General features: G+C 49.8%; 22 protein-coding genes and 1 tRNA gene. 14 read left to right on the top strand and 9 right to left on the bottom strand.

Going from position 1 to position 21,343, the window contains the following annotated elements; genetic code table 11:
- Positions 1-40: 40 nt before the first annotated feature.
- The 3 genes from xpt to porQ all read right to left on the bottom strand — a co-directional run bounded on the left by xpt (position 41) and on the right by porQ (position 2,338).
- Positions 41-607: a xanthine phosphoribosyltransferase gene (gene xpt / locus QVO66_RS02885; protein WP_021853894.1), complete on the bottom strand. Its 567-nt coding sequence runs from the start codon at positions 605-607 to the stop codon at positions 41-43.
- A 16-nt stretch (positions 608-623) separates the two neighbouring features.
- Positions 624-1,319, bottom strand: coding sequence for a (d)CMP kinase (gene cmk, locus QVO66_RS02880; protein WP_021853893.1), 696 nt, complete (start codon positions 1,317-1,319; stop codon positions 624-626).
- Between the two features lie 71 nt (positions 1,320-1,390).
- Positions 1,391-2,338: a type IX secretion system protein PorQ gene (gene porQ, locus QVO66_RS02875; RefSeq protein ID WP_021853892.1), complete on the bottom strand. Its 948-nt coding sequence runs from the start codon at positions 2,336-2,338 to the stop codon at positions 1,391-1,393.
- Between the two features lie 162 nt (positions 2,339-2,500).
- Between porQ and QVO66_RS02870 the strand changes: the two genes are divergently transcribed.
- The 11 genes from QVO66_RS02870 (at position 2,501) to QVO66_RS02820 (ending at position 10,863) form a co-directional block, all read left to right on the top strand.
- Complete coding sequence (locus QVO66_RS02870; protein ID WP_288172490.1) at positions 2,501-3,220, top strand: energy transducer TonB; 720 nt, start codon at positions 2,501-2,503, stop codon at positions 3,218-3,220.
- A 34-nt stretch (positions 3,221-3,254) separates the two neighbouring features.
- Positions 3,255-4,229, top strand: a complete 975-nt coding sequence (locus QVO66_RS02865) for a polyprenyl synthetase family protein (RefSeq protein WP_021853890.1) — start codon at positions 3,255-3,257, stop codon at positions 4,227-4,229.
- Positions 4,230-4,361: 132 nt separating this feature from the next.
- Positions 4,362-5,060: a hypothetical protein gene (locus tag QVO66_RS02860; RefSeq protein ID WP_021853889.1), complete on the top strand. Its 699-nt coding sequence runs from the start codon at positions 4,362-4,364 to the stop codon at positions 5,058-5,060.
- 127 nt (positions 5,061-5,187) lie between these two features.
- Entirely contained in the window at positions 5,188-5,964 is a 777-nt protein-coding gene (locus tag QVO66_RS02855; protein WP_021853888.1) for a TatD family hydrolase, read from the top strand.
- 228 nt (positions 5,965-6,192) lie between these two features.
- Positions 6,193-6,280 (top strand) — tRNA-Ser (locus QVO66_RS02850).
- Between the two features lie 28 nt (positions 6,281-6,308).
- On the top strand, positions 6,309-7,235 hold the full coding sequence (locus QVO66_RS02845; RefSeq protein ID WP_021853887.1) for a MotA/TolQ/ExbB proton channel family protein: 927 nt from the start codon (positions 6,309-6,311) through the stop codon (positions 7,233-7,235).
- On the top strand, positions 7,232-7,756 hold the full coding sequence (locus tag QVO66_RS02840) for a hypothetical protein (protein WP_288172489.1): 525 nt from the start codon (positions 7,232-7,234) through the stop codon (positions 7,754-7,756). Before QVO66_RS02845 ends, QVO66_RS02840 begins: the two co-directional genes overlap by 4 nt.
- A 127-nt stretch (positions 7,757-7,883) precedes the next feature.
- Positions 7,884-8,420, top strand: coding sequence for an ExbD/TolR family protein (locus QVO66_RS02835; protein ID WP_021853885.1), 537 nt, complete (start codon positions 7,884-7,886; stop codon positions 8,418-8,420).
- Positions 8,417-8,884, top strand: coding sequence for an ExbD/TolR family protein (locus QVO66_RS02830; RefSeq protein WP_021853884.1), 468 nt, complete (start codon positions 8,417-8,419; stop codon positions 8,882-8,884). Before QVO66_RS02835 ends, QVO66_RS02830 begins: the two co-directional genes overlap by 4 nt.
- Positions 8,885-9,126: 242 nt before the next feature.
- Entirely contained in the window at positions 9,127-9,627 is a 501-nt protein-coding gene (locus tag QVO66_RS02825; RefSeq protein ID WP_021853883.1) for an Lrp/AsnC family transcriptional regulator, read from the top strand.
- A 42-nt stretch (positions 9,628-9,669) separates the two neighbouring features.
- A complete protein-coding gene (locus QVO66_RS02820; RefSeq protein WP_021853882.1) occupies positions 9,670-10,863 on the top strand; it encodes a TlpA family protein disulfide reductase in 1,194 nt (397 codons plus the stop codon).
- A 287-nt stretch (positions 10,864-11,150) separates the two neighbouring features.
- Here QVO66_RS02820 and QVO66_RS02815 read toward each other — a convergent pair whose 3' ends face one another.
- From QVO66_RS02815 to QVO66_RS02805, 3 genes are all read right to left on the bottom strand, one after another.
- Positions 11,151-11,630: a dihydrofolate reductase gene (locus QVO66_RS02815; protein ID WP_021853881.1), complete on the bottom strand. Its 480-nt coding sequence runs from the start codon at positions 11,628-11,630 to the stop codon at positions 11,151-11,153.
- A 142-nt stretch (positions 11,631-11,772) separates the two neighbouring features.
- Complete coding sequence (locus QVO66_RS02810; RefSeq protein ID WP_021853880.1) at positions 11,773-12,567, bottom strand: thymidylate synthase; 795 nt, start codon at positions 12,565-12,567, stop codon at positions 11,773-11,775.
- A 6-nt stretch (positions 12,568-12,573) separates the two neighbouring features.
- A complete protein-coding gene (locus tag QVO66_RS02805; RefSeq protein WP_021853879.1) occupies positions 12,574-14,001 on the bottom strand; it encodes a methyltransferase RsmF C-terminal domain-like protein in 1,428 nt (475 codons plus the stop codon).
- A 470-nt stretch (positions 14,002-14,471) separates the two neighbouring features.
- Here QVO66_RS02805 and QVO66_RS02800 point away from each other — a divergent pair, with 470 nt between their 5' ends.
- The 3 genes from QVO66_RS02800 to QVO66_RS02790 are packed head-to-tail and all read left to right on the top strand — an operon-like array spanning position 14,472 to position 16,051.
- The gene (locus QVO66_RS02800; RefSeq protein WP_021853878.1) at positions 14,472-15,176 is read left to right on the top strand and encodes a DUF6249 domain-containing protein; all 705 of its coding nucleotides are present in this window, start codon (positions 14,472-14,474) and stop codon (positions 15,174-15,176) included.
- Between the two features lie 16 nt (positions 15,177-15,192).
- Entirely contained in the window at positions 15,193-15,729 is a 537-nt protein-coding gene (locus tag QVO66_RS02795) for an RNA polymerase sigma factor (protein WP_288172488.1), read from the top strand.
- Positions 15,719-16,051: a DUF5056 domain-containing protein gene (locus tag QVO66_RS02790; protein WP_021853876.1), complete on the top strand. Its 333-nt coding sequence runs from the start codon at positions 15,719-15,721 to the stop codon at positions 16,049-16,051. The genes QVO66_RS02795 and QVO66_RS02790 overlap by 11 nt, the downstream gene beginning before the upstream one ends.
- 155 nt (positions 16,052-16,206) lie before the next feature.
- On the opposite strand, the gene porE is transcribed toward QVO66_RS02790, so the two are convergent.
- The 3 genes from porE to QVO66_RS02775 all read right to left on the bottom strand — a co-directional run bounded on the left by porE (position 16,207) and on the right by QVO66_RS02775 (position 21,188).
- On the bottom strand, positions 16,207-18,276 hold the full coding sequence (porE, locus tag QVO66_RS02785) for a PorE family type IX secretion system protein (RefSeq protein ID WP_021853874.1): 2,070 nt from the start codon (positions 18,274-18,276) through the stop codon (positions 16,207-16,209).
- Positions 18,277-18,363: 87 nt separating this feature from the next.
- Positions 18,364-20,454 (bottom strand): DNA topoisomerase 3, encoded by a 2,091-nt coding sequence (locus QVO66_RS02780; protein ID WP_021853873.1) that lies wholly within the window; start codon positions 20,452-20,454, stop codon positions 18,364-18,366.
- Between the two features lie 98 nt (positions 20,455-20,552).
- Complete coding sequence (locus QVO66_RS02775; protein ID WP_021853872.1) at positions 20,553-21,188, bottom strand: lactate utilization protein; 636 nt, start codon at positions 21,186-21,188, stop codon at positions 20,553-20,555.
- Positions 21,189-21,343: the final 155 nt, after the last annotated feature.

Genomic DNA, 21,343 nt, shown 5'->3' with positions numbered 1-21,343 from the left:
CCGCCGCCATGATGCTTCTATGTATATTTCTTTTTTGGTGTTATCTTATCTTTATCTCGCAGTTGTCAAGGCTGTCAATTATTGCCAGCGACTCAACTCTCACGCCGGCGTTGCGCAGATATTCGCCGCCGTGCTGAAAGGCCTTTTCTATGATGAAACCCATGCCTGCAAGCGTGGCTCCGGCTTGGTTTACGAGGTCTATTATGCCTTTGGCTGCATTGCCGTTGGCCAGAAAGTCGTCAATGAACAATACGTGGTCGCCTTTGCGCAGAAAGTCCTTGCTCACGCAGATGTCATAGTTGCGGTTCTTTGTGAACGAGTAGACCGTCGTGGTGAGCATGTTTTCCATCGTTACCGGCTTTTTCTTCTTGGCAAACACCACCGGCAGCTCAAGCAGATAGCCCGTCATTATGGCCGGGGCTATGCCGCTGGCTTCTATGGTTATAATCTTGTTGATGTCGGTAGATGCAAACCGTCTGACAAACTCCACTGCGATAGACTTCATCAATATCGGATCCATCTGATGGTTGATAAAGCTGTCAACCTTAAGGATGCCTCCCTCAAAACATTTTCCGTCGCGCATTATGCGCTCTTTCAGTGCTTTCATAATCCCGTGTTATGTTTTATCTGTCGGCTGCAGCCTCGTTAAACTTCTGCATGAGCCATGCCTTCTGCTCGGCAATGGTCATGTTGCTGTTGTCCAGCTCTATGGCGTCGTCTGCCTTGCGCAGCGGCGACACCTCGCGGTGAGAGTCGATATAGTCGCGCTCCTTCACGTTCTTCAGTATGTCGTCAAAGTCGGCCGGCATGCCTTTGGCCTTCAGTTCGTCGTAGCGTCTCTGCGCCCTCACTTCGGCCGATGCCGTTACGAATATCTTGAGTTCGGCGTCGGGGAATACCACGGTGCCTATGTCTCTTCCGTCCATTATTATGCCTTTCTCCTTGCCCATGGCCTGCTGCCGGGCAACGAGGGCCTTTCTTACAAACGGCAGTGCGGCTATAGGGCTTACGCGGGCAGACACCTCCATTGTGCGTATGTCTTTCTCAACAAGTTCGCCGTTGAGGTAAGTGTCCGGCCGGCCGGTCTCGCTGTTCAGCCTGAACGAAATGTTTATCTCACCCATCTTCTGTTCGAGTTCGCCGGTTTTGATGCTTCCGTCGGCGTTAAACAGGCCGTTGCGCATGGCATAGAGCGTGACAGAGCGGTACATTGCGCCCGTGTCGACATAGATATATCCCACCTCACGTGCCAGGTCTTTGGCCATAGTGCTTTTGCCGCATGACGAATAACCGTCGATGGCTATTGTTATTTTCTTCATGTCTTGTTTATTTTGTTCTTGATATTTTTTCTTTTATTGATGTCTGCCGCATGCAGTCTCTGTGCGGCCCTTTACAGCGAATAGCTGACGTTTACGAGCAGCGAGTTTGACGACACGTGATATTTGCCGTAGCCCAGCTGCAGCTTGAAGCGCTCGAGCTGCAGGCCCGCTCCGAACGACCATCCCGCTCCGTGGCTGCTCTCGTCGTCGGTGCCGCTGCCTATCGTCATCTCGTCGGCACGCCTGAAGTTATATCCGGCAGCCAGGTATATCTGCTGCGACAGGATGATGTCGGCGCCAATCACGAGGTGATTTATCAGTCCATAGTCCCAGTCGGTAAGTCCAACCAGCGTTGCCGACAGCCTGAACGGCAGCGACGCAAACCTTTTGCTAACTCCTGCCTGCAGGTCGAACGGCATCTTCTCGTACTCCTCGTCATAGGCCTTTATCTGTCCGCCCAGGTTCTTTGCCACGAGCGACACCGACCATTCGCGGTCAGGGTCATAATAGTTGAGTCCGAGGTCTATGCCCACGGCCAGCGAGCTGTAGTCGCCGATATAAGAATTTATGAATTTAGCCGTTATGCCGCCCACCAGTTTGTCGGTCAGTATATAGCTGAACACTCCGCTTATGGCAATGTCCTTGGCCGAAAACTCGCCTTTTATGACGTTGTTCTCGTCAGTCTCCTTCATCTTTCCGTAGTCCATATACTGAGCCATGACGGCCACGGAGGCCTTGTCCTTTATGATGCGGTTGAACGATGCACTGGCTGTGGTTGCGCCCGCCATGTAGGTCATGAAGTTGAGGTTAATGCTTTTGTCGCTCACCGATGCAAGCAGTGCAGGGTTGCTGAACATCAGCGAAGGGTCGTCTTCTATTATGGTGATGTTTTCGCCGCCGAGAGCTGCAGCGTGGGCACTTACCGGAATACGCAGAAAGTTGTATCCGGTCTGGCTGTCCTGCGCGCCGGCAGTAACGGCAAAAAGCGTCAGCAAAAACAAAAAAACGGTTTTTTTCATCGATTTCTGTTATTTTTACGGCAAAGATACACCTTTTTTCAAATATCTACGTTACTTTTGTAGAGTGAAAATAAGGTGTCATGCACATTTGTTCTTGATAATAACGCCAAAAAAGTCAGATTAGTATGTGCAGGCCCTAAGGTATTAATCATCATTGGTCAGGTGGAACTTAAGAAATCATATAAGGCCGACTTGGAACATCAGCGCGCATCAGGCTTCTTGTTAGGTCTGATAGTAGTGCTGTCGCTGTTTCTGGTTTGCCTTGAGTTTACCACGTCAAGCCCGTCGACTGACGTAGCTGACGATATTCTTGACGATGTTTCGCAAGACATTGAGATGATGCCTGTGCTGCAGCAGAAGAACATGATTGCCGCCCCTCTGGTTGCCCCCAAGGCTGCCGTGCCCGAGAAAATGAAGGTGGTGGACGAGCAGGTTGCCGACGTGGTGGAACAGCATGACGGCACAGACACCGATAATGACGCGCAGGCCGGAGCTGCCGGAAGCAGCGAGGCTGCAGAGAGCCAGACAGCGGCACTGTCGCCTGTGGCTGTTGACGAAGACGACAATCCTCTCAACTTTCAGGTTATAGAGCGCCTGCCGGAGTTTCCCGGTGGCATGGTGGAGTTTATGAAGTGGCTCACCAAGAATCTCTCATATCCTGTCATTGCACAGCAACAGAAGATACAGGGCAAGGTCCTTGTGTCGTTCATAATAAATAAAGACGGAACGATAAGCAGTCCGAAGGTGGTTAAATCGGTCAGCCCCGAGCTCGACCGCGAGGCGTTGCGCGTGATACGCATAATGCCGAAATGGAAACCGGGCGAGGACCACGGTAAGCCATGCCGCACGTACTTCTGCATTCCCGTCGTGTTTAAGTTGTAATAATTATTCTGCAATCTTAAAAACCTTTATCACTATGTTAACGGCAAACGAAATACTACAAAAGATTAACTCGTATCTTGACAACATGCCTTACGAACGTAAGCCGCAGAGCCTTTATGACCCCATTAAGTATGTGCTGTCGATGGGCGGCAAGCGCATACGCCCGTCGCTGGTGCTGATGGCCTACAATTTATATAAGGATGACCCCGAGAGCATATTGTCTCAGGCCTGCGGCCTTGAGATTTATCATAACTACACGCTGCTGCACGACGACCTTATGGACAACGCTGCCATGAGGCGCGGCCACCAGACCGTACACGTAAAATGGAACGCCAATACGGCCGTGCTGTCAGGCGACAGCATGTATGTGCTGGCGTTCAAGCGCATGGCGCAGAGCGCACCCGACAAGGTGAAGCCCGTGCTCGACACTTTTATAGAGACGGCTCTGCAGGTAGGCGAGGGACAGCAGTATGACATGGACTTCGAGAAACGCACCGATGTTACTGAGGAAGAGTATATAGAGATGATACGCCTCAAGACGAGCGTGCTGCTGGCATGCGCCCTGAAGATAGGCGCCGTGCTGGCCGGAGCTTCAGAGAGTGATGCCGACAATCTGTATAAGTTTGGCGAGCAGATAGGTCTGGCCTTCCAGCTGCAGGACGACTATCTTGATGTCTATGGCGACCCGAAGGTTTTCGGCAAGGCCATTGGTGGCGATATCCTGTGCAACAAAAAGACATATATGCTCATCAATGCATATAACAGAGCCGACGAGGCGCGCCGCAATGAACTCGTTAAATGGATTACGGCCACTGACTTTAATCCTGAGGAGAAGATAAAGGCCGTTACTTCGATATATAACGAACTGGGTATCGACCGCCTGGCTGAAGACAGAATAAAATACTATTTTGAGCAAAGCCGCAAATATCTCGATCTCGTCAGTGTTGACGATGAGCGCAAGAGCGTGCTCCGTGCATACACCGATGCCATGATGGGCCGCAAGGCTTAGGCGGCAGTCTGCTTTAGTTCCTTTCCCCGCCATGTCTTTGTGCGGGATGATTATGCGGATGCCGGCCGGGCCTGCAAGAGGCTTTGCCGGCGTGAGATTTATTTAATAATATTTTTATGTGATATAAAAGAAATGCCATACAGACGACTACCGAAGACAGACGCAGCCCGTTTGAGGGCACTGAAGACATTGCTCGACAACAACGATATCTACACCGTGCGCAACCGCTTCATAGACTGGAAAACCCTTAACCGTGCGCAGCCGGCATACGACAGGCTGCTCACAGCCTCTGAGCAGTATAAGGTGAGCTATGCAGCCCAGCTGAGAGGAGCCGGAAAGGGCGACAAGCTGCAGCGCAATGCCACGATGTATGTAAGCCATTTTGTGCAGGTGCTTTTGATGTCGGTAGAGCGCGGAGAGATTAAGAAGTCGAACCTCAAGCTGTATGGACTTGATGAGAGTACAACGTCGCTGCCCAACATTAAGACCATATCTGGTCTGATAAAGTGGGGCACGCAGGTTGTTGAAGGCGAGAAAGCCCGGATAAAGAAAGGCGGACGGCCGATATTTAACCCTACGATAGGCATGGTCAGCACTCATCTTGACATATTCAAGGAGAACAACGATCAGCAAAAGCGTCTGCAAGACCGCACCGCTCAGGCTCTTGAGGCTTTGAAGACAATACGTCCGGAGGTAGACAGCGTGCTGTTGGAACTGTGGAATCAGATAGAGGAAAACTTCAAGAATGAGCCGCCTGAGGTGAGATTTGCCGAATGCCGCAAATATGGTATAATATATTATTACCGCAGAAAAGAAGAGCATTTATATTGATTTGAAGCTTTGGTGCTATTCTGCTGAATGTTCTTTCATTGCCGTTTGCCGGCTTGCTGATGCCTGCTGTTCTTTGCACTACAGCCGTAACGGACAATGATGTCTTAATTGAAAAAATGTTTGGAGAATGAATTTTATAGACACACATACACATCTCGACGGCGAAGAGTTTGATGCCGACCGTGATGAGACAATACAGAGAGCAAAGGATGCCGGTGTGAGCAAGGTGTTTATACCGGCTATCGACATGCCGTCGGTAAGCAGGGTGCTTGCCGTGTGCGACCATTATCCCGGCTATGCCTATCCGATGATAGGACTGCATCCTGAAGAAGTAAGAGCCGACTGGCAGGATGTATTGAAAGAAATGAAGCCTGTGCTTGATGCCAACCGCGACAAGGTTATTGCTGTAGGCGAGGTGGGACTCGACTATTACTGGAGCCGTGAGTTTGAGCAGGAGCAGCTGTTGGCGTTTGAGGAGCAGGTCAGATGGTCGATAGAGTATCGGCTGCCGCTGATGATACATTGCCGGAAGGGACAGAACGAAATGGTGCGTCTGTTGCGCAGTTATGAGAAGGAACTGCCGGGAGGTGTTTTCCACTGCTTTACAGGCAACGAGAAGGAGGCTGCCGAACTGCTGTCGTTCGACAGGTTTGTACTCGGCATCGGTGGAGTGCTGACTTTCAAGAAGTCTCATTTGCCGGAGGTATTGCCCACAGTTCCGCTCGACAGAATTGTGCTTGAAACCGACTCGCCGTACATGGCTCCGGTTCCGATGCGCGGAAAACGTAATGAGAGTGCCTACGTGGCTTATGTGCTGAAGCGTATGGCAGAATGTTACGGAGTGAGTGAGGAACAGGTGGCTGAGGCTACAAATGCCAACGTAAAGCGCGTGTTTTCAGTGTGATAGATACTGTTGGCATAAATGCGAATGACGTTTGGTGCGTTCTTTCTTTCCGCTTATTCTCATTGGGTGTCTGAATATGTCATGCGTGGCAGTATTACATGTGGAAGCCGGTAAAAACTAAAAATATCAAAAATGCCGGCGTAAAGCTAAAAAAGATGTGATTTTATGATGAAAATAGATGGAAAAAAGATAATTTTGCATCCCGTAAACTAAATGAAGTTCAGGTAAGGAAAGGTGCTCGAGTGGCTGAAGAGGCACGCCTGGAAAGCGTGTAAACGTTAAAAGCGTTTCGGGGGTTCGAATCCCCCTCTTTCCGCTTAATGTTTTTCTAATTCATAACAGATATGAGTAATCTGATTGCAAAGATTGCAATAACAACGATCCTCGCATTTTCTATCGGCCATTCGGCGTTTGCTCAGAATGGTGAAATAACCGGGCAGATGAAGTCGAAAGCCGTGTCTACTCTTGCAGCCGATCAGCCCAAGTCGCACAAAACACAAACTCCTGCAGGGAAAGCTGTGGAAGATAACACTGCAAAAGAACAGCAAGACACTGCTGTGCAGTCAGCACCTGCCGACTCGCTAGACCTTGACATGGCTGAAGTGCCTGACTCTACGATGATGCCGGTGGAGAGTGAAGGTTTTCATAAAACACTGAAGGTAAAGTATATTGAAGGCAACGCCGGATTCATGTCGTTTGTGGCACTGGTGCTGGTGCTTGGTCTTGCGTTCTGCATTGAGCGCATAATTTATCTTACATTATCCGAGATAAACGCCAAAAAGCTTATGACCGACCTGGAGCCTCTTATTATGAAAGGCGACATTGAAGGGGCAAAGACCATCTGCCGCAACACACGCGGACCGGTGGCTTCAATCTGTTATCAGGGGCTTATGCGCATAGACGAGTCGATGGATGACGTTGAGCGCAGCATAACTTCTTATGGTTCTGTGCAGGCTGCTAACCTTGAGAAGGGATGTTCGTGGATAACGCTGTTCATAGCCATGGCTCCGTCGCTCGGATTTCTCGGTACGGTTATCGGTATGGTCATGTCGTTTGAGCAGATACAGATGGCAGGCGACATCAGTCCAACCATCGTTGCTGCCGGTATGAAGGTGGCGCTGATAACCACAATATTCGGACTTATTGCCGCCCTGATAATGCAGGTGTTCTACAATTACATACTTTCAAAGATAGAGCACATAACGAGTCAGATGGAAGAGTCGGCCATAACGCTGCTCGACATCATAATGAAATATAAACTTACACGATGATGCGCATCTCATTAAAAAGCATTAGACAACTTTCGGCAGAGCAGATGTCCACACGTGTGCTGTATGTTCTGCTTGCCGTCATTGTGCTTCTGTTCGGCGCGTTCTTCCTAATAGGATACGACATTCCGTATGATGAAGATCCGACGTTTAATGCTCCTATGTTTACTGATGCTGTGCTTGTATTTATTTATATGCTTGTTCTGGCTACGGTGGGCATTACGGCTTATGCCGTGTACAGAAGCATCAAGGGACGCGACAAGACATCTGACACGATCAACAATATTCCGGCGGCTAAGATCGTCTGGCTTACAACAGGCCTTACTGCAGCAAGTATGTTGCTTACATTCGTGCTTGGTTCGTCAGAGCCAGTCATGGTCAACGGAGTGAAATATACTGATTTGTTCTGGCTTAAAGCTACCGACATGTTCATCAATACGGCGTTGATATTGCTGTTTGTTGCCGTCTGCGGCGTAGTGTTCGGACTTTCGGGATACAACAGAAAAGTAAATCTGAATAAATAAAGTGCACAGTCGTACTGAATATCGCCTTATTAGACATATGCGTTAAGACAAACGGCATGACATCAAATGTGTGCGATATGGCGTACATGCACTTGCATAAAGAAGAATATAATATCGGTCAAAGAAAATGATTCTGAGGCATAACAAACGTGAAGTACCTTTGCTGAACACCACGTCAACGGCTGACATATCTTTCATCCTGTTGGTGTTTTTCCTTATCATGACGTCTATGGACGTTGATAAGGGACTGCAACGCCAGTTGCCTCCGCCTGACCGTGACAAGACAGAAGAGGTGGCTGACATAAGCAAAGGCAACATGCTCGACCTGCAACTTACGTCGTCCAACAAGCTTATTGCTGACGGCAAGCCGCTTGATGTTGCGCAGCTGCGTTCGCGTGTTATGACGTTTGTCGGCAAGACGGCCGACCGCCAGCGTCACATTATATCGGTGACGGTAGACCGCAAGACCAGTTATGACCTTTATTTCAACGTACAGAACGAGATAATGGCGGCGTATAAAACTCTCAGAAACAGATATGCACTGAAGACATACGGGCGGGAGTACGAACGCTGTACGGCCGCGCAGCGTGAAAAAGTAAGAGAATATTATCCTCAGCGTATAGCTGAGACGACGGTGGCTGAAGCCGAAGGAGGTGAGATATGACAATGTTCAGACGCAGCAGGCGTACCGTGCCGATGCTAAACACGGCTGCATTGCCCGACCTTATATTTACGGTGCTGTTCTTTTTTATCACCGTTACTCACATGCGCCAGGTAACTTTGAAGGTGAAATACAGAGTGCCGGAGGGAACAGAACTTACTAAACTTACAAAGAAATCGGCCATTACACATATTTATATCGGCAAGCCTACAAAAGAGATGAGGCCGCAGGCTGGAAACAATACGCGCATACAGATTAACGACAAGTATGCAGACATTCCTGCCGTAGTGGACTTTGTTACTGAAGAACACCGCCGCATGTCGCCTGAAGACGCAAAAATAATGAGCGTGTCGGTCAAGGCTGACCGCGAGACAGAGATGGGAGTTATGAGCGATTTGCGTCAGGCTTTGCGTGAGGCTGGTGCCCTGCGCGTGAATTATTCAGCCGTTGAAAAAAGCAAAAAGTAATTTTTGTTATTGTAAAGATGTTATAATCTGTTATCAAGAAGTAAAATTTTGCTTTAAATCTATTGCAGAAATGATAAATTTATCATATCTTTGCACAAATTAATCGGTCAGTTGGATTTTGATAACAGCATGTTCTTGCGTCACAGATGCCGGCGTTTGCCGTGGCGGACGTATGGCATAAAAACAAAAGCACTCTTTATCCATGGCTGTATTTATGTTTGTTTTAATCTAAAACTTAGAAAATGGCGCATCACAATTTAGATTCATTAGACAAGAAAATCCTTAGGCTTATTGCTGAGGACGCTCGTATTCCTTTCCTTGAGGTGGCTCGTTCGTGCAACGTAAGCGGCGCTGCCATTCATCAGCGTATACAGAAACTCAATAGTCTCGGAGTGTTGAAAGGTTCACAATTTATAATCGACCCTGAGAAAATTGGTTACGAAACATGTGCTTATATAGGTCTGAACCTCAGGAATCCTGAAGATTTTGACAAGGCTGTTGAGGCTTTGAGAAACATACCTGAAGTCGTTGAATGTCATTATACAACGGGCGACTACGATATGTTCATTAAGATTTACGCATTCAACAATCACCATTTGCTCAACATCATTCACGACCGTCTGCAGCCGCTGGGATTGTCACGAAGCGAGACTATCATATCATTCAATTCGGCATTCGACCGACAGTTGCCTATTGTGGACATACCGGTTGACGATGAGGACGAAGATGATGTAATCGAATAAAAATTTAAACCAAGGCGTAATTGCCTTGGTTAATTTGTTATTATGAGGAAACAAGTCTTATTTATTTTATCTTTATTCTTGGCCATTAACCTTCATGCCGAGAATAAGTTTGTTATTGAAGGAAGTGTTGCCAATGTGCCCGACGGCCTTATCGTTGAACTTCTGCGTAATGAAGACAATGTAGGAATGCTTGTGGCTTCTGACACCTTGCGGAACGGCAAGTTCCGTTTTGAGGAAGAAACTTCAGGCAACGGCACCGACTGGATGTTCCTGACGGCAAGAACGGAAAACTATTACAGCATGATTTTGTATCTTTGGGTACGGCCGGGAAGTTCGATAAGAATCTCTGCCGACAATCTTCTTGTGTATACATGGAGCGTTGAAAGCGATGTGCCCGAGCAGCAGACAAGGAGCAAGATACTTGCAAGTTCGCGCGATCTCTGGAACGAATATCAGATTTTAGATGGAGATTATGACTCTCTGCGCAGCAGGATAAAATTGGGCAAGTATTCCGGTGAGGAAACGAAAAGGCAGAAAGCGAGACTCGACAGCATGAAGCAGGCGAAAAGCATGCTGCAGGACCGCATCTCAGCCGTAGAACTTGAGGCTATGGCGAAGCTTGATGTCGACCAGGCCTGGATGCTGAATTATGTTAACACGGCATACATGGTGAATATCTCCAAGAACAAGGATAATCTGGAAAAGGCTAAGGCTCTCTATGCCTATATACCTGATGTGTGGCGTGATTCTTTCTCCGGCCGTGAAGCCAAGAATGTTCTTTTCCCCCAACATGTCGTTGAGGTAGGAGAGGAGGCTGCTGATGCCGACCTCTATGATATTGACGGAAAATTGTGGCATTTGTCTGACTTCAGGGGCAGATACGTGCTTATCGACTTCTGGAGCCGTGGCTGCGGTCCGTGCAAGATGGCCATTCCTGAGATAAAGGAAGCAGCCGACAAGTATAAGGACAGACTTGTGGCGGTAAGCATTTCGGTTGACAATGAGAAGGTGTGGAAGGAGCATTCGGCCACTGAAGGCATTACATGGATGAACCTTAGCGACAAAAATCTCAATACGGGCATTGCCGCTAAATATGGCGTTCGCGGAATACCTTCTTTCGTACTTTTGTCGCCAGACGGGAAAGTTGTCAAGAAGTGGTCGGGATACAGTAAGGGAGTGATAGAGAAATATATATCCGAACATATCGCCACGGCTGACGTGCCTTCAGGCAAATAATGTTAGGGCGGATTTAACCCAATTCGGTAATTAAGCCGCATATTACTTTATCAGTTTTGTGTATTGATGCTTTCAGCCCGTCTTCTTGTTTTTATTGGCGTCTTTTTGTCAGATTTTTCTTGACATAGCCCGATATGCCTGCGAAAAATCTAACGAAAATCCGTTCAATATAAAGCAAAAATACAGACCGAATCCTAATGACAGATTTGGGTTTAAATGATTATTGGGGCTTATCTTAAAATTGTCGCCAAAGAGAACCAACCGGTTGTCTTTGGCGACAATTTTTATTATCTCACATAGTCTACAAAAGCGTATCTGTAGGCATGTTTCTCGTCTATGTCGTGGTTCTCACGTTTTTCTTCTCTCCATCCGTCAAACTCAGGAAAGAATGTGTCGGCATCTTCCGGCGTGTCCTCTATCTCCGTAAGACACAACCTGTCGGCACGTTTTATGGCCTGTTCGTAGATGCTTGCCCCACCTATTATATATATGTCCTCGTCGGCAGAGCAGTTGGCCAGGGCTTCGTCGAGCGATGTGTAGCAGTCGCATCCGGCGAAGTTGCGCTTGCTGCGGCTCAGGACGATGTTGCGTCTGTTGGGCAGTGCCCCTTTCGGCAGCGACTCAAAGGTCTTTCGTCCCATTATTATTGTGTGTCCTGTGGTAAGGGCCTTAAACCGTTTTAGGTCGTTTGGCAGCCAGTAAATCAGTTTGTTGTCTTTTCCTATCGCCCGGTTTTGTGCCACGGCGGCAATGATGGTTATTTGCATGATATCTCAGTAGTTAAAGAAGTTTTGGGGAGTAAAGGAGTTATGAAGTTAAGGAGTTAAGACAATTGCCCGAGAAGTTTAAAACAGACATGACATATGTCTTAACTCCTTAACTTCATAACTCCTTTACTCCTGAATAATTTTATACACTCACCTTTCCTGCAATATGCGGCCAGGGATTATAGTTCTCGAGAGTGAAGTCTTCGTATTTGAAGTCGAAGAGGTCTTTTACGTCGGGGTTGAGCTTCATTACAGGCAGAGGGCGCGGGGTGCGCGTGAGCTGCAGGTCAACCTGCTCAAGATGGTTAAGATATATGTGCGTGTCGCCGGTGGTGTGGATAAACTCGCCCGGCTTTAGTCCCGTCACCTGTGCAACCATCATCAGAAGCAGTGCGTAGGATGCAATGTTGAACGGCACGCCGAGGAATGTGTCGGCGCTGCGCTGATAAAGCTGAAGACTCAGGCGGCCTTCTGCCACGTAAAACTGGAACAGACAGTGGCACGGCGGCAGGTGCATCTGCTCAATGTCGGCCACGTTCCATGCGCTTACAATTATGCGCCTTGAGTCAGGAGTTTTCTTTATCTGGTTGATGATGTTCTTTATCTGGTCTATGTGTCCGCCGTTGTGGTCGGGCCATGAGCGCCACTGATGGCCGTAGACCGGACCGAGTTCGCCGTTCTCGTCGGCCCATTCGTTCCATATCCTTACGCCGTGTTCCTGAAGATATTTAACGTTGGTGTCGCCCTTAAGGAACCATAGAAGCTCGTAGATGATAGATTTCAGATGCAGTTTCTTGGTCGTAAGAAGCGGAAAACCGTCGTCAAGATTAAAGCGCATCTGATTGCCGAAGATGCTTATGGTGCCCGTTCCTGTGCGGTCGTGCTTCATAACGCCTTCGGTCTTGATGCGTCTTAGCAGGTCGAGATATTGTTTCATCGTTGTTTATTTTGTTCTGATTATTTCATTGTATTCGTCAGGCACATGACTGCTCTTTACCTTCCATTCTGCCGGGTAAAGGTTGTTTGCCCTGTTGCCTATGTTCTTTTCAAACCCGAGCGGCACGCCGTTGAACTCTACCAGCACGTAGCCGCGCGGCGTGTCGGCCGGTAAGGTTACAGCCTCTTTGCGCAGAAAGCTCATTGCCTGTGTGTAGTTGAGTTCTGCCTGTGCAAAAGTTTCTTTGTTGAGTGCCCTCGACAGGGCGAGCGCCTGTGCCGGAATGATGTCCTTGCCCTTGCTTTCGCCGATGGTTATTCCCGCCGACAATATCTTAAGCGACTTTGCAGCAGCGTCATACACGTCGCGCCACGCCTTAGGTATGGCTGCCGTGATGTTGTCAGAGGTTACAAAGTCGAATCTGTCAGGGTCTTTAATCCAGTTGCGGTTGCAGCTTGCCGTCTCTTTCTTGCTGTTGCGCTGCTTGTCTTTTTTAGCCTTCTTGTCCTTACGCGGCGTGTCGTTGGCGTCGCGTTCGCCGTTTTTGCGCATTACGGCCATGAATATTCCTTCGCCGCGAGTAAGTCCGGGCAGGAAACGGTACACAGGCTTGTCGAATCCGCTTAGCAGCGAGCCGGTTATCTTCCAGCTGCCGTCAATGTCAACGGGCAGCAGCTCTGCGCCCAGCTCTTCGGTTATATATCTTATGTTTTCTTCGTCTTCTTTGGTGTTGAACGTGCATGTTGAGTAAATCAGCAGGCCGCCAGGCTTCAGGCACTGCCACACGTCGCTCACAATCTCGCGCTGTAGCCGCCAGCATTTCTCCACGTTCTGCACGCTCCATTCGCTTATCGCCGTGTCGTCTTTTCTGAACATTCCCTCGCCCGAACATGGCACGTCGGTGAGAATTACGTCGAACATAAGACGGCTCTTGCCGAAGTCGCGCGGATAGTTGTTGGTAACAATCACGTCCTCATGACCGAATTTCTGCATGTTTTCTGCCAGAATCTGTGCGCGCGTCCTCATCGGTTCGTTGCTTATCAGCAGGCTGCCTTCTGGCAGGGCTGCCCTCGCCACGGTCGACTTTCCGCCCGGGGCGGCACATAGGTCGAGCATGGTCAGCGGTCCGTCGGACGCATACAGCCTCATGACACGGTCGAGAAACATCGACGATGCTTCCTGAACATAATACAGTCCGGCATGGAGCAGGGGGTCGAACGTGAAGTTTGGCCGTGAGTTAAGATAATATCCGCTGTCGCACCAGCCAACCTTTCCGTCAGAAAGACTTTCGGCAGGTGAGCCGCTGGCACACTTAAACGGATTGAGCCTTATGCTCACGGGTGGCTCGTCGGCCAGTCCGCGGCTTATGATGCTCCACAACTCGTTGCCTGTAAGCGCTTTAGTGTAATTTATAAAATCTTCCGGCAGTGTCATTTAAATATGCAGTGTGATTAGTGCAGGCAAAGTTACAAATAATTTTAATGTGCGCAACCAAAAAGGTGTCTTGATTTTTTTGTGCCGGCCCTTATATGCATGCCTTCGTGCGTATGTGCCGTGCTGCAACGCATTTTTGTGTCATGGAGCGACTCTCTTGCGGCGCTTTGAAATGTCTGAGTTTTGCACTGTGTAACACGTTGATATTCAATGCGTTTGCAAAAGGTATGCTTTTGCCTTCTAAAAGGTGCCCTTTTAGCGTGCAATTTGTGTCCTTTTGGAAGGTAAAAGCATACCTTTTGCAAAACTGCCGTTCACGGGCTGTTTTATTGAAGGCGTTTGGTGGCGTTATTCCTGCATGACGGAAGAAATGAGATAAAAATGCATTTTTTTGAAAATTTCTTGTTTTCCGTGCAACCTTTTCACCCTTTTATACGTCTAACGGATAGAACAAAAAATAAAATTAAGATATGAAAAAGTTATTTATCATTTTAGCCATGGCAGCCACGCTGGCCGCTCCTGTTCAGGCTCAGAAGTCGCTCTACAGGCACAATCCGCAGGTGGTGAACAGCCAGACGGCTGCCGACACGGGCGAGGTGGTGGCCTATTCAGACACAACGGGCGCAGCACGCGACACAAGTGCGGCTCAGACAACAGCCTCAGACGAAGACGAGGCAGTAAGCGTAAAGCAGTTTGACGACGTGTCCGACCCGTTTACGCTCATTGCATATCTGGCCGATTTGGACGGCCCGGGCAGCGTATTGGTGGCCATTGCCTTTGTGTTGCTGTGCATCCTGGTGGTGCTTTCGCCGTTCCTTTTTGTCGCACTCATCATCTATCTGGTGCTGAAAAACCGCAACCAGCGCTACCGTCTGGCCGAAAAGGCCATGGAGAGCGGGCGCCCTATACCCGATAATCTGCTGAAGAAAGACGACTTCAGCAATGAAGCTCTATGGAAGAAAGGCGTAAAGAACGGCTGCCTCGGCATCGGTCTTGTGGTCTGCTTCTACATCATCGGCGCCAATCCGCTCACCGGCATAGGCTGGCTCGTGTTCTTCTATGGTCTCGGTCAGTGTATCATAGCCCGCACCACAGGCCGCAGAAAGCGCACTGACGAAAGCGATTTCTTCATGGACGATATAAAAGACGAGCCGGACGGCGATAAGGAAAAGTAATATTACGGGGTTGAAGGTGAAACAGCTTAATGACATATCGTTGGTTACGAGGGTGGCCGTTTTTCACGACAAGAAGGCGTTCGACGCGCTTGTCGTGAAATACCAGGCGCCCGTCAGGAGGTTCTTCCTCAGCCAGACGCTGGGCGATGCGCAGCTCAGCGACGACCTGGCGCAGGACACCTTCATCAAGGCCTATACCAACATAGGGCGTTTCAGGGGGCTGTCAGGTTTTTCCACGTGGCTTTATCGCATAGCCTACAATGTGCTTTATGACTACAGGCGGTCGCATAAGGTGACAGACGACGTAAGCTCTGTGCCGGCAGACCGCAGTGTGGCGCAGGCTGACAAGGGCCTGAGCATCGACATCTACTCGGCACTGAAACTGCTGAAAGACGACGAGAGGCTCTGTCTGACGCTGCAGATAATCGACGGACTGTCCGTCGACAAGATATCAGAGATAACCTCACTGCCGCTGGGTACGGTGAAGTCGCATCTCTCAAGGAGCAAACACAAACTTGCAAATTATTTAAAGGATAATGGATATGACAGATAACAATGACGATGTTCTGGTAAAAAAGTTCTTCAGCGAAAACCGCATTGACGTGCCCGACGACGGATTTTCAAGGCGTGTCATGCGCCGTCTGCCCGACCGCACACGGCGCATCAGCCGTCTGTGGACAGCGGTGTGTGTCGTTATAGGACTGCTGATTTTCTTCAGAAACAAGGGCTTCTCGGTTCTTGTGTCGTGCTTCGACGGCATATTCTCAGATGTCCTTGCCCGCCATGAGCAGCTCAACAATCCTCATCTGCTGTTGCCTGTGGCAATGGTGCTGATACTTTTGTGGGGCATAGGCTTTGCCGTCCGCGAGCGGTGAGCGGCGTGCGTGGCGTTTATCTGCGGCTTCATGATATGATGTTGAGCCTTTCCTGCATGGCGGATTATGTGTCCGTGCCTGCCGTCAAGGCGCATATAGCTTTATCAGATACAATAATCCCCGGAACGGCATGTGCAGTTCCGGGGATTATCGTGTTACATCTCTATCACGAAGCCGTCGTCTTCAGAGCCTCCGTTATCCTGTTCCTTAGCCTTTGGAGGATTCTTTAGGTTGCCGTTTTCGTCAAACATTCCGTATGTTATCCTCAGCACTATGAACTCGGTGCGGCGGTTCAGCTGGTTGCATATCTCCTGTTTGTCCTTGTCAAGTTTCTTTATAAACTCTTCTGTCAGCACGTCGCCTTCCTTCAGCCACGGATATTTCTCCGTCAGCTTCTTGCGTATTGTCTTCGGTTTCTCCTTGCCGTAGCCCACCGGCGACAGGCGGTCTTTGGCTATTCCGTGCTCTATCAGATAGTTTACCACGGCCTCGGCTCTCTTCTGCGACAGCGTTTTGTTGTATTCCGCGCTGCCCTTATAGTCGCAGTGTGCGCTCAGCTCTATGGTAACGTTGGGGTTTTCGTTCAGCAGCTTGATAAGTTCGTCGAGCGCCTTGGTCGACTCCGGACGCAGCGAATACTTGTCAAAGTCGTAAAAAATGTTGTCTATCAGCACCGGCACACGTATCGAGGCGAGCGGAAACTGCAGCACATATTCTTCTGATTCTGTTACTGGTTTCACCCTCAGTTCTTCCTTATGGTTGAGGAAGCCCTTGCATGTGGCAAGCATCATGTAGTCGACATTCGGGTTTATCACCTGTGTGAAAGAGCCGTCGCCCTTCACGTTCAGCTTCAGGTTGGTGCCGTCGCTGCCTATCATATACACCAGGGCGTCGGGCAGTTCGTAGCCGTCCATCTCGTATACCCATCCCTTCACGGTCTGTATTACCTCAGGTTTCTCAAAGCTGTATATGTGGTCCCAGCCTCTGCCGTCGCCTCTGTTCGACGAGAAGTAGCCGCGGTTATGCGGACCTTCGAAGGTCATTCCGAAGTCGTCTCCATACGAGTTGAGCGGATATCCCGGGTGTTCAAGCACAAATTTCTTTGTCCTTTTGTCCACTTTGGCTATGTATATGTCGAGTCCGCCGAGGCCTTTGTGGCCGTCAGACGAGAAGTAAAGGTCGCCGTTCGGCCTGAACGTTGGGAACATCTCGTTGCCCGGCGTGTTGACAGGTTCGCCCAGATTCTCCACGCCTCCAAGTCCGTTGCTCGTAAGTCTCACTCTCCATATGTCGTATCCTCCTTTTCCTCCCGGCATGTCCGATGTGAAGTAGAGCCATTGTCCGTCGGGCGATACGGCAGGATGGGCATAGCTCGACAGCGTGTCGCGTGTTATCTCGAGGGCCGAAGCCTTGCCCCATGCTGCGTCAGAGCGGTTAGATGTTACAATGGTTGCATATCTCGGATAGTTCGGGTCGGTGGTGCATTGTGTGAGATACATCTGACTCTGGTCCGGCGTAAAGCAGCATGCGCCCTCGTCAAACTCAGTGTTGAGGCCTGAAACAATGGCTTCCGGCTTGCCCCATTTGCCCTTGTCGTCCTTCTGCGACACAAATATGTCGCCGGCTTTGGTGCCCGTTATGCCGCTAAGTTCGTCGCCTTTGGCCTCGTTTCTCGTAGAAGTGAAGTACAGTTGGTCGTATTCGTCACCGAAGAGCATGGGCGAATAGTCTGCCCGGCGCGAGTTGAACACGTCCATCTTCTTTACTATATATCTCGAGCCGGCTTCCTTTTCTGCCTGTGCTGTCTGTGCCGACAGCAGTCCGGTCTTGGCAAGTTCGTTGTCGGGAAGTGAGTCGAGCACGAGCTGAAACTCCTTTGCAGCCTCCTTATAGCTGCCGTTTTTCATCAGCACACGTGCAAAGGAAAGGTGCGTTTCTATGTCGGCCTTGTTGTATCTTATCGTGTTCCGGTATGCCGCAATAGCCTTTTGTGTTGAGTTTATGCGGTCGTAGCATCCGGCAAGTTTCTTTGCCCGTTCGCCTCTTTTGTCCTTGTCTTTAGGCGAAGTCTTGTTATACGCCGTCTTAAATTCGGCCGCAGCGTCGTAATATTCACCCAAGGCGAGATATTTCTCGCCTTTTTTCATGTAGTGATCGGCGCCGCACGACGCTGTAAGCAGCATCGTAATGCATATTATTATGAGTGTGTAAAGCTTTTCTTTCATCACGAAACCTTAGTTGTTATATATAAAACCAATGTACAAGAGCTGTAAAGCCCTTCGTTATTATATAATAACACAAAAAGGCCTGATTTATTGTTTAAAAGGCAGTCTGAATGTGCATCCTTCTTTCCAGCGGCTGCATCCGTAGGCCGTTTTGCCTTTTATGATATGTCCCTGGCCGCATATTGGGCATGCAGAGCCTACTATCGAGTCGTCGGCCTGTATCGTCTGCTGTGCCGGTTCGGGCTTGGCTGTCTGTGCCGCATCGGCATTCTGCGTTGCGTCAGGCTGTTTTTCGGCAGTCTTTACGGTCTTGCTTTCCGGCTTCTTTCTTGGTTTCGACGCCTTCTTCTGCGTCTTTTTCTTCATGTCTTCGTCACTCATTATTGTTACGTGACGGTTGCTGTTGTCGGCCAGAACGTCGTTGACTATCGTGGTGATCTGTTCTTTCAGTTCGTTGATAAACTGTCCGGCGTCATATTTCTTGTGCTCAATGTCGCGCAGTTTCTTCTCCCATATACCCGTGAGTTCGCAGCTCTTGAGCAGTTCTTCCTTAATGGTGTCAATGAGTTCTATGCCCGTAGGAGTGGCAACAATGTTTTTTCTTTCGCGCTTGATGTAGCGTCTCTTGAACAGAGTCTCGATAATGTTGGCTCTCGAAGACGGCCTTCCGATGCCGTTCTCCTTCAAGGCGGCACGCAACTCCTCGTCGTCGACAAACTTTCCGGCCGTTTCCATAGCCCTGAGCAGTGTTGCTTCGGTGTAATATTTGGGCGGAGTGGTCCATTTCTCGGTGAGTGTCGGCGTATGGGGGCCGCTCTCTCCCTTTGTGAATGCCGGCAATGTGCGCTCCTCGTCGGAGTTGTTTGCAGCATCGTTGTCTGCGTTTTGCGCTTCCTTGTCATACAGAACGCGCCATCCAGGGTCGTTTATCTGCTTGCCGCTGACCTTAAAGTCAACATCCTCAACCTTGCCCATGACGGTGGTTGTGGAGAACTTGCAGTCGGGATAGAACACGCTGATGAAGCGGCGGGCTATCAGGTCGTAGACGTTACGCTCGAGGTCGGTAAGGTTAGAAGCCGGAACGCCGGTGGGGATTATGGCGTGGTGGTCGGTTACCTTAGACGAGTCGAATACCTTCTTGCTCTTTGGCAGCTTGGCGTTTGCAAGCGGAAGCGTGAAGGCTTCATAGCCCCTGAGCCCCTTGAGAGTGGCGGGACACTTAGGATAGATGTCGTCGCTGAGATACTGAGTGTCCACACGGGGATACGTGGTGAGCTTCTTCTCGTAGAGCGACTGTATGGTGTTGAGCGTCAGTTCGGCGCTCATGGAGAACTTCTTGTTGCAGTCTACCTGCAGCGACGTAAGGTCGTAGAGATGCGGGGGAGCCTCTTTGCCGGCTTTCTTCTGCACGTCGGTTACGACAAAGGGCTTGCCTGCAATCTTGTCGAACGACTGCTCGCCTTCTTCCTTGCTGGTAAACTTGCCCGAAGTGGCCGTGAACAGCGTGTCGCGGTATATCGTTGACAACACCCAGTAAGGCTCCGGCTTGAAGTTGTCTATCTCCTTCTGCCGGTTCACTATCAGTGCGAGGGTGGGCGTCTGCACGCGTCCGATGGACAACACCTGCCTGTATTGTCCGTATTTTAGCGTGTAAAGCCTTGTGGCATTCATGCCGAGAATCCAGTCGCCTATGGCGCGGCTCAGTCCGGCGAGATACAGAGGCTGATATTCGTTCTGGTCTTTCAGCGACTGAAATCCCTCGCGTATGGCCTCGTCGGTCATTGACGATATCCACAGACGCTTGACTGGGCATTTGGCCTGAGCCTTCTGCATGACCCATCGCTGTATCAGTTCACCCTCCTGTCCGGCGTCGCCGCAGTTTATTATGCTGTCTGCTGCCTGCATGAGCTTCTCTATCACCGAGAACTGCTTGCGGATGCCGGCATCGTCTATCAGCTTTATGCCAAACCGCTGAGGCAGCATCGGCAGTGCGCTCAGGCTCCACCTCTTCCATAGGGGCGTATAGTCGTCGGGCTCTTTCAGGGTGCATAGATGACCGAAGGTCCATGTAACCTGATAGCCGTTGCCCTCCATGAATCCGTCGCACGGCTTTGTTGCGCCCAGGATTCGTGCTATGTCTTTTGCTACACTTGGTTTCTCTGCAATGCAGACAATCATATATTATGTTTTTATAAGATGTATTTTTTGTTTTATGTGAGATGTTGCTGTCGCGCCGGTTGAGCCGTATGGCCGTTGCCTGCGGCGGCAGAAGGGCATCAGTAGCCCAGGTTTTCGCCGACGAGAACCACGGTGTGGCGTCCTGCCGGATGAGAGTTGCGTGTGAAGTGGATGTAGTTGCAGATGCTCTCGGGCGAGTTGCAGTTGTGGCATACGCCGTCTGTCAGACACGGAGTCTTGATGTCGAAGCGTGCCGCATTAATCGGACTTGCCGTAGAGCGTGCCCTTGCCAGTGCGCTCTGAACATCCTGTGCCACCTTGTTGAGTCCCACGACGAATATCACGTGCTTGGGTCCGAAGGTTATCGCTGCCACGCGGTTGCCGTTGCCGTCGATGTTAACTATCACGCCGTCTTCGCTTATGGCGTTGACGCTCGACAGATAGTAGTCGCACGAAAAAGCCTCTCGGTAAATCTGCTGCGCCTCGTCGCGCGTCTTTGCCTCGTCGCGGTCGAGCACCTTCAGGTCTCTTTCGTGCAGGGCCTTTGTCAGTCCCATGTCCCTTATGGTCATCGAGCCGCCCCACGTAACGCTGCTTCCGTCGGGAATCATGGCCGACACAGCCTCTACGGCCTCGGCCGCCGTGGCGCAGTAACAAGCCTCAAAATTGCGGCGTTTCAGGTTCTTGATCATCTTTGCAGCGAGCTTCTCGTTGCGTATCTCTTTAGGTGTCATAATGTTTCTGTAATTATATGTTTGGTGTGAAACAGGAGTGCAAAATTAATAAAATTGCTTCATACATCGTTGACTTTTAAGCATTGTTTATAAAAAAACTTTCCACCTATTATATATAAAGCCGCCGTCGGCGCGACGTCCGGACAGCTGAAACA

The sequence above is a fragment of the Prevotella sp. CAG:255 genome (assembly GCF_000431195.1).
Lineage (GTDB): Bacteria > Bacteroidota > Bacteroidia > Bacteroidales > Bacteroidaceae > Prevotella > Prevotella rara.
The sequence above is the reverse complement of the archived record's forward strand: the minus strand, read 5'-3'. Positions and strand labels throughout refer to the sequence as shown.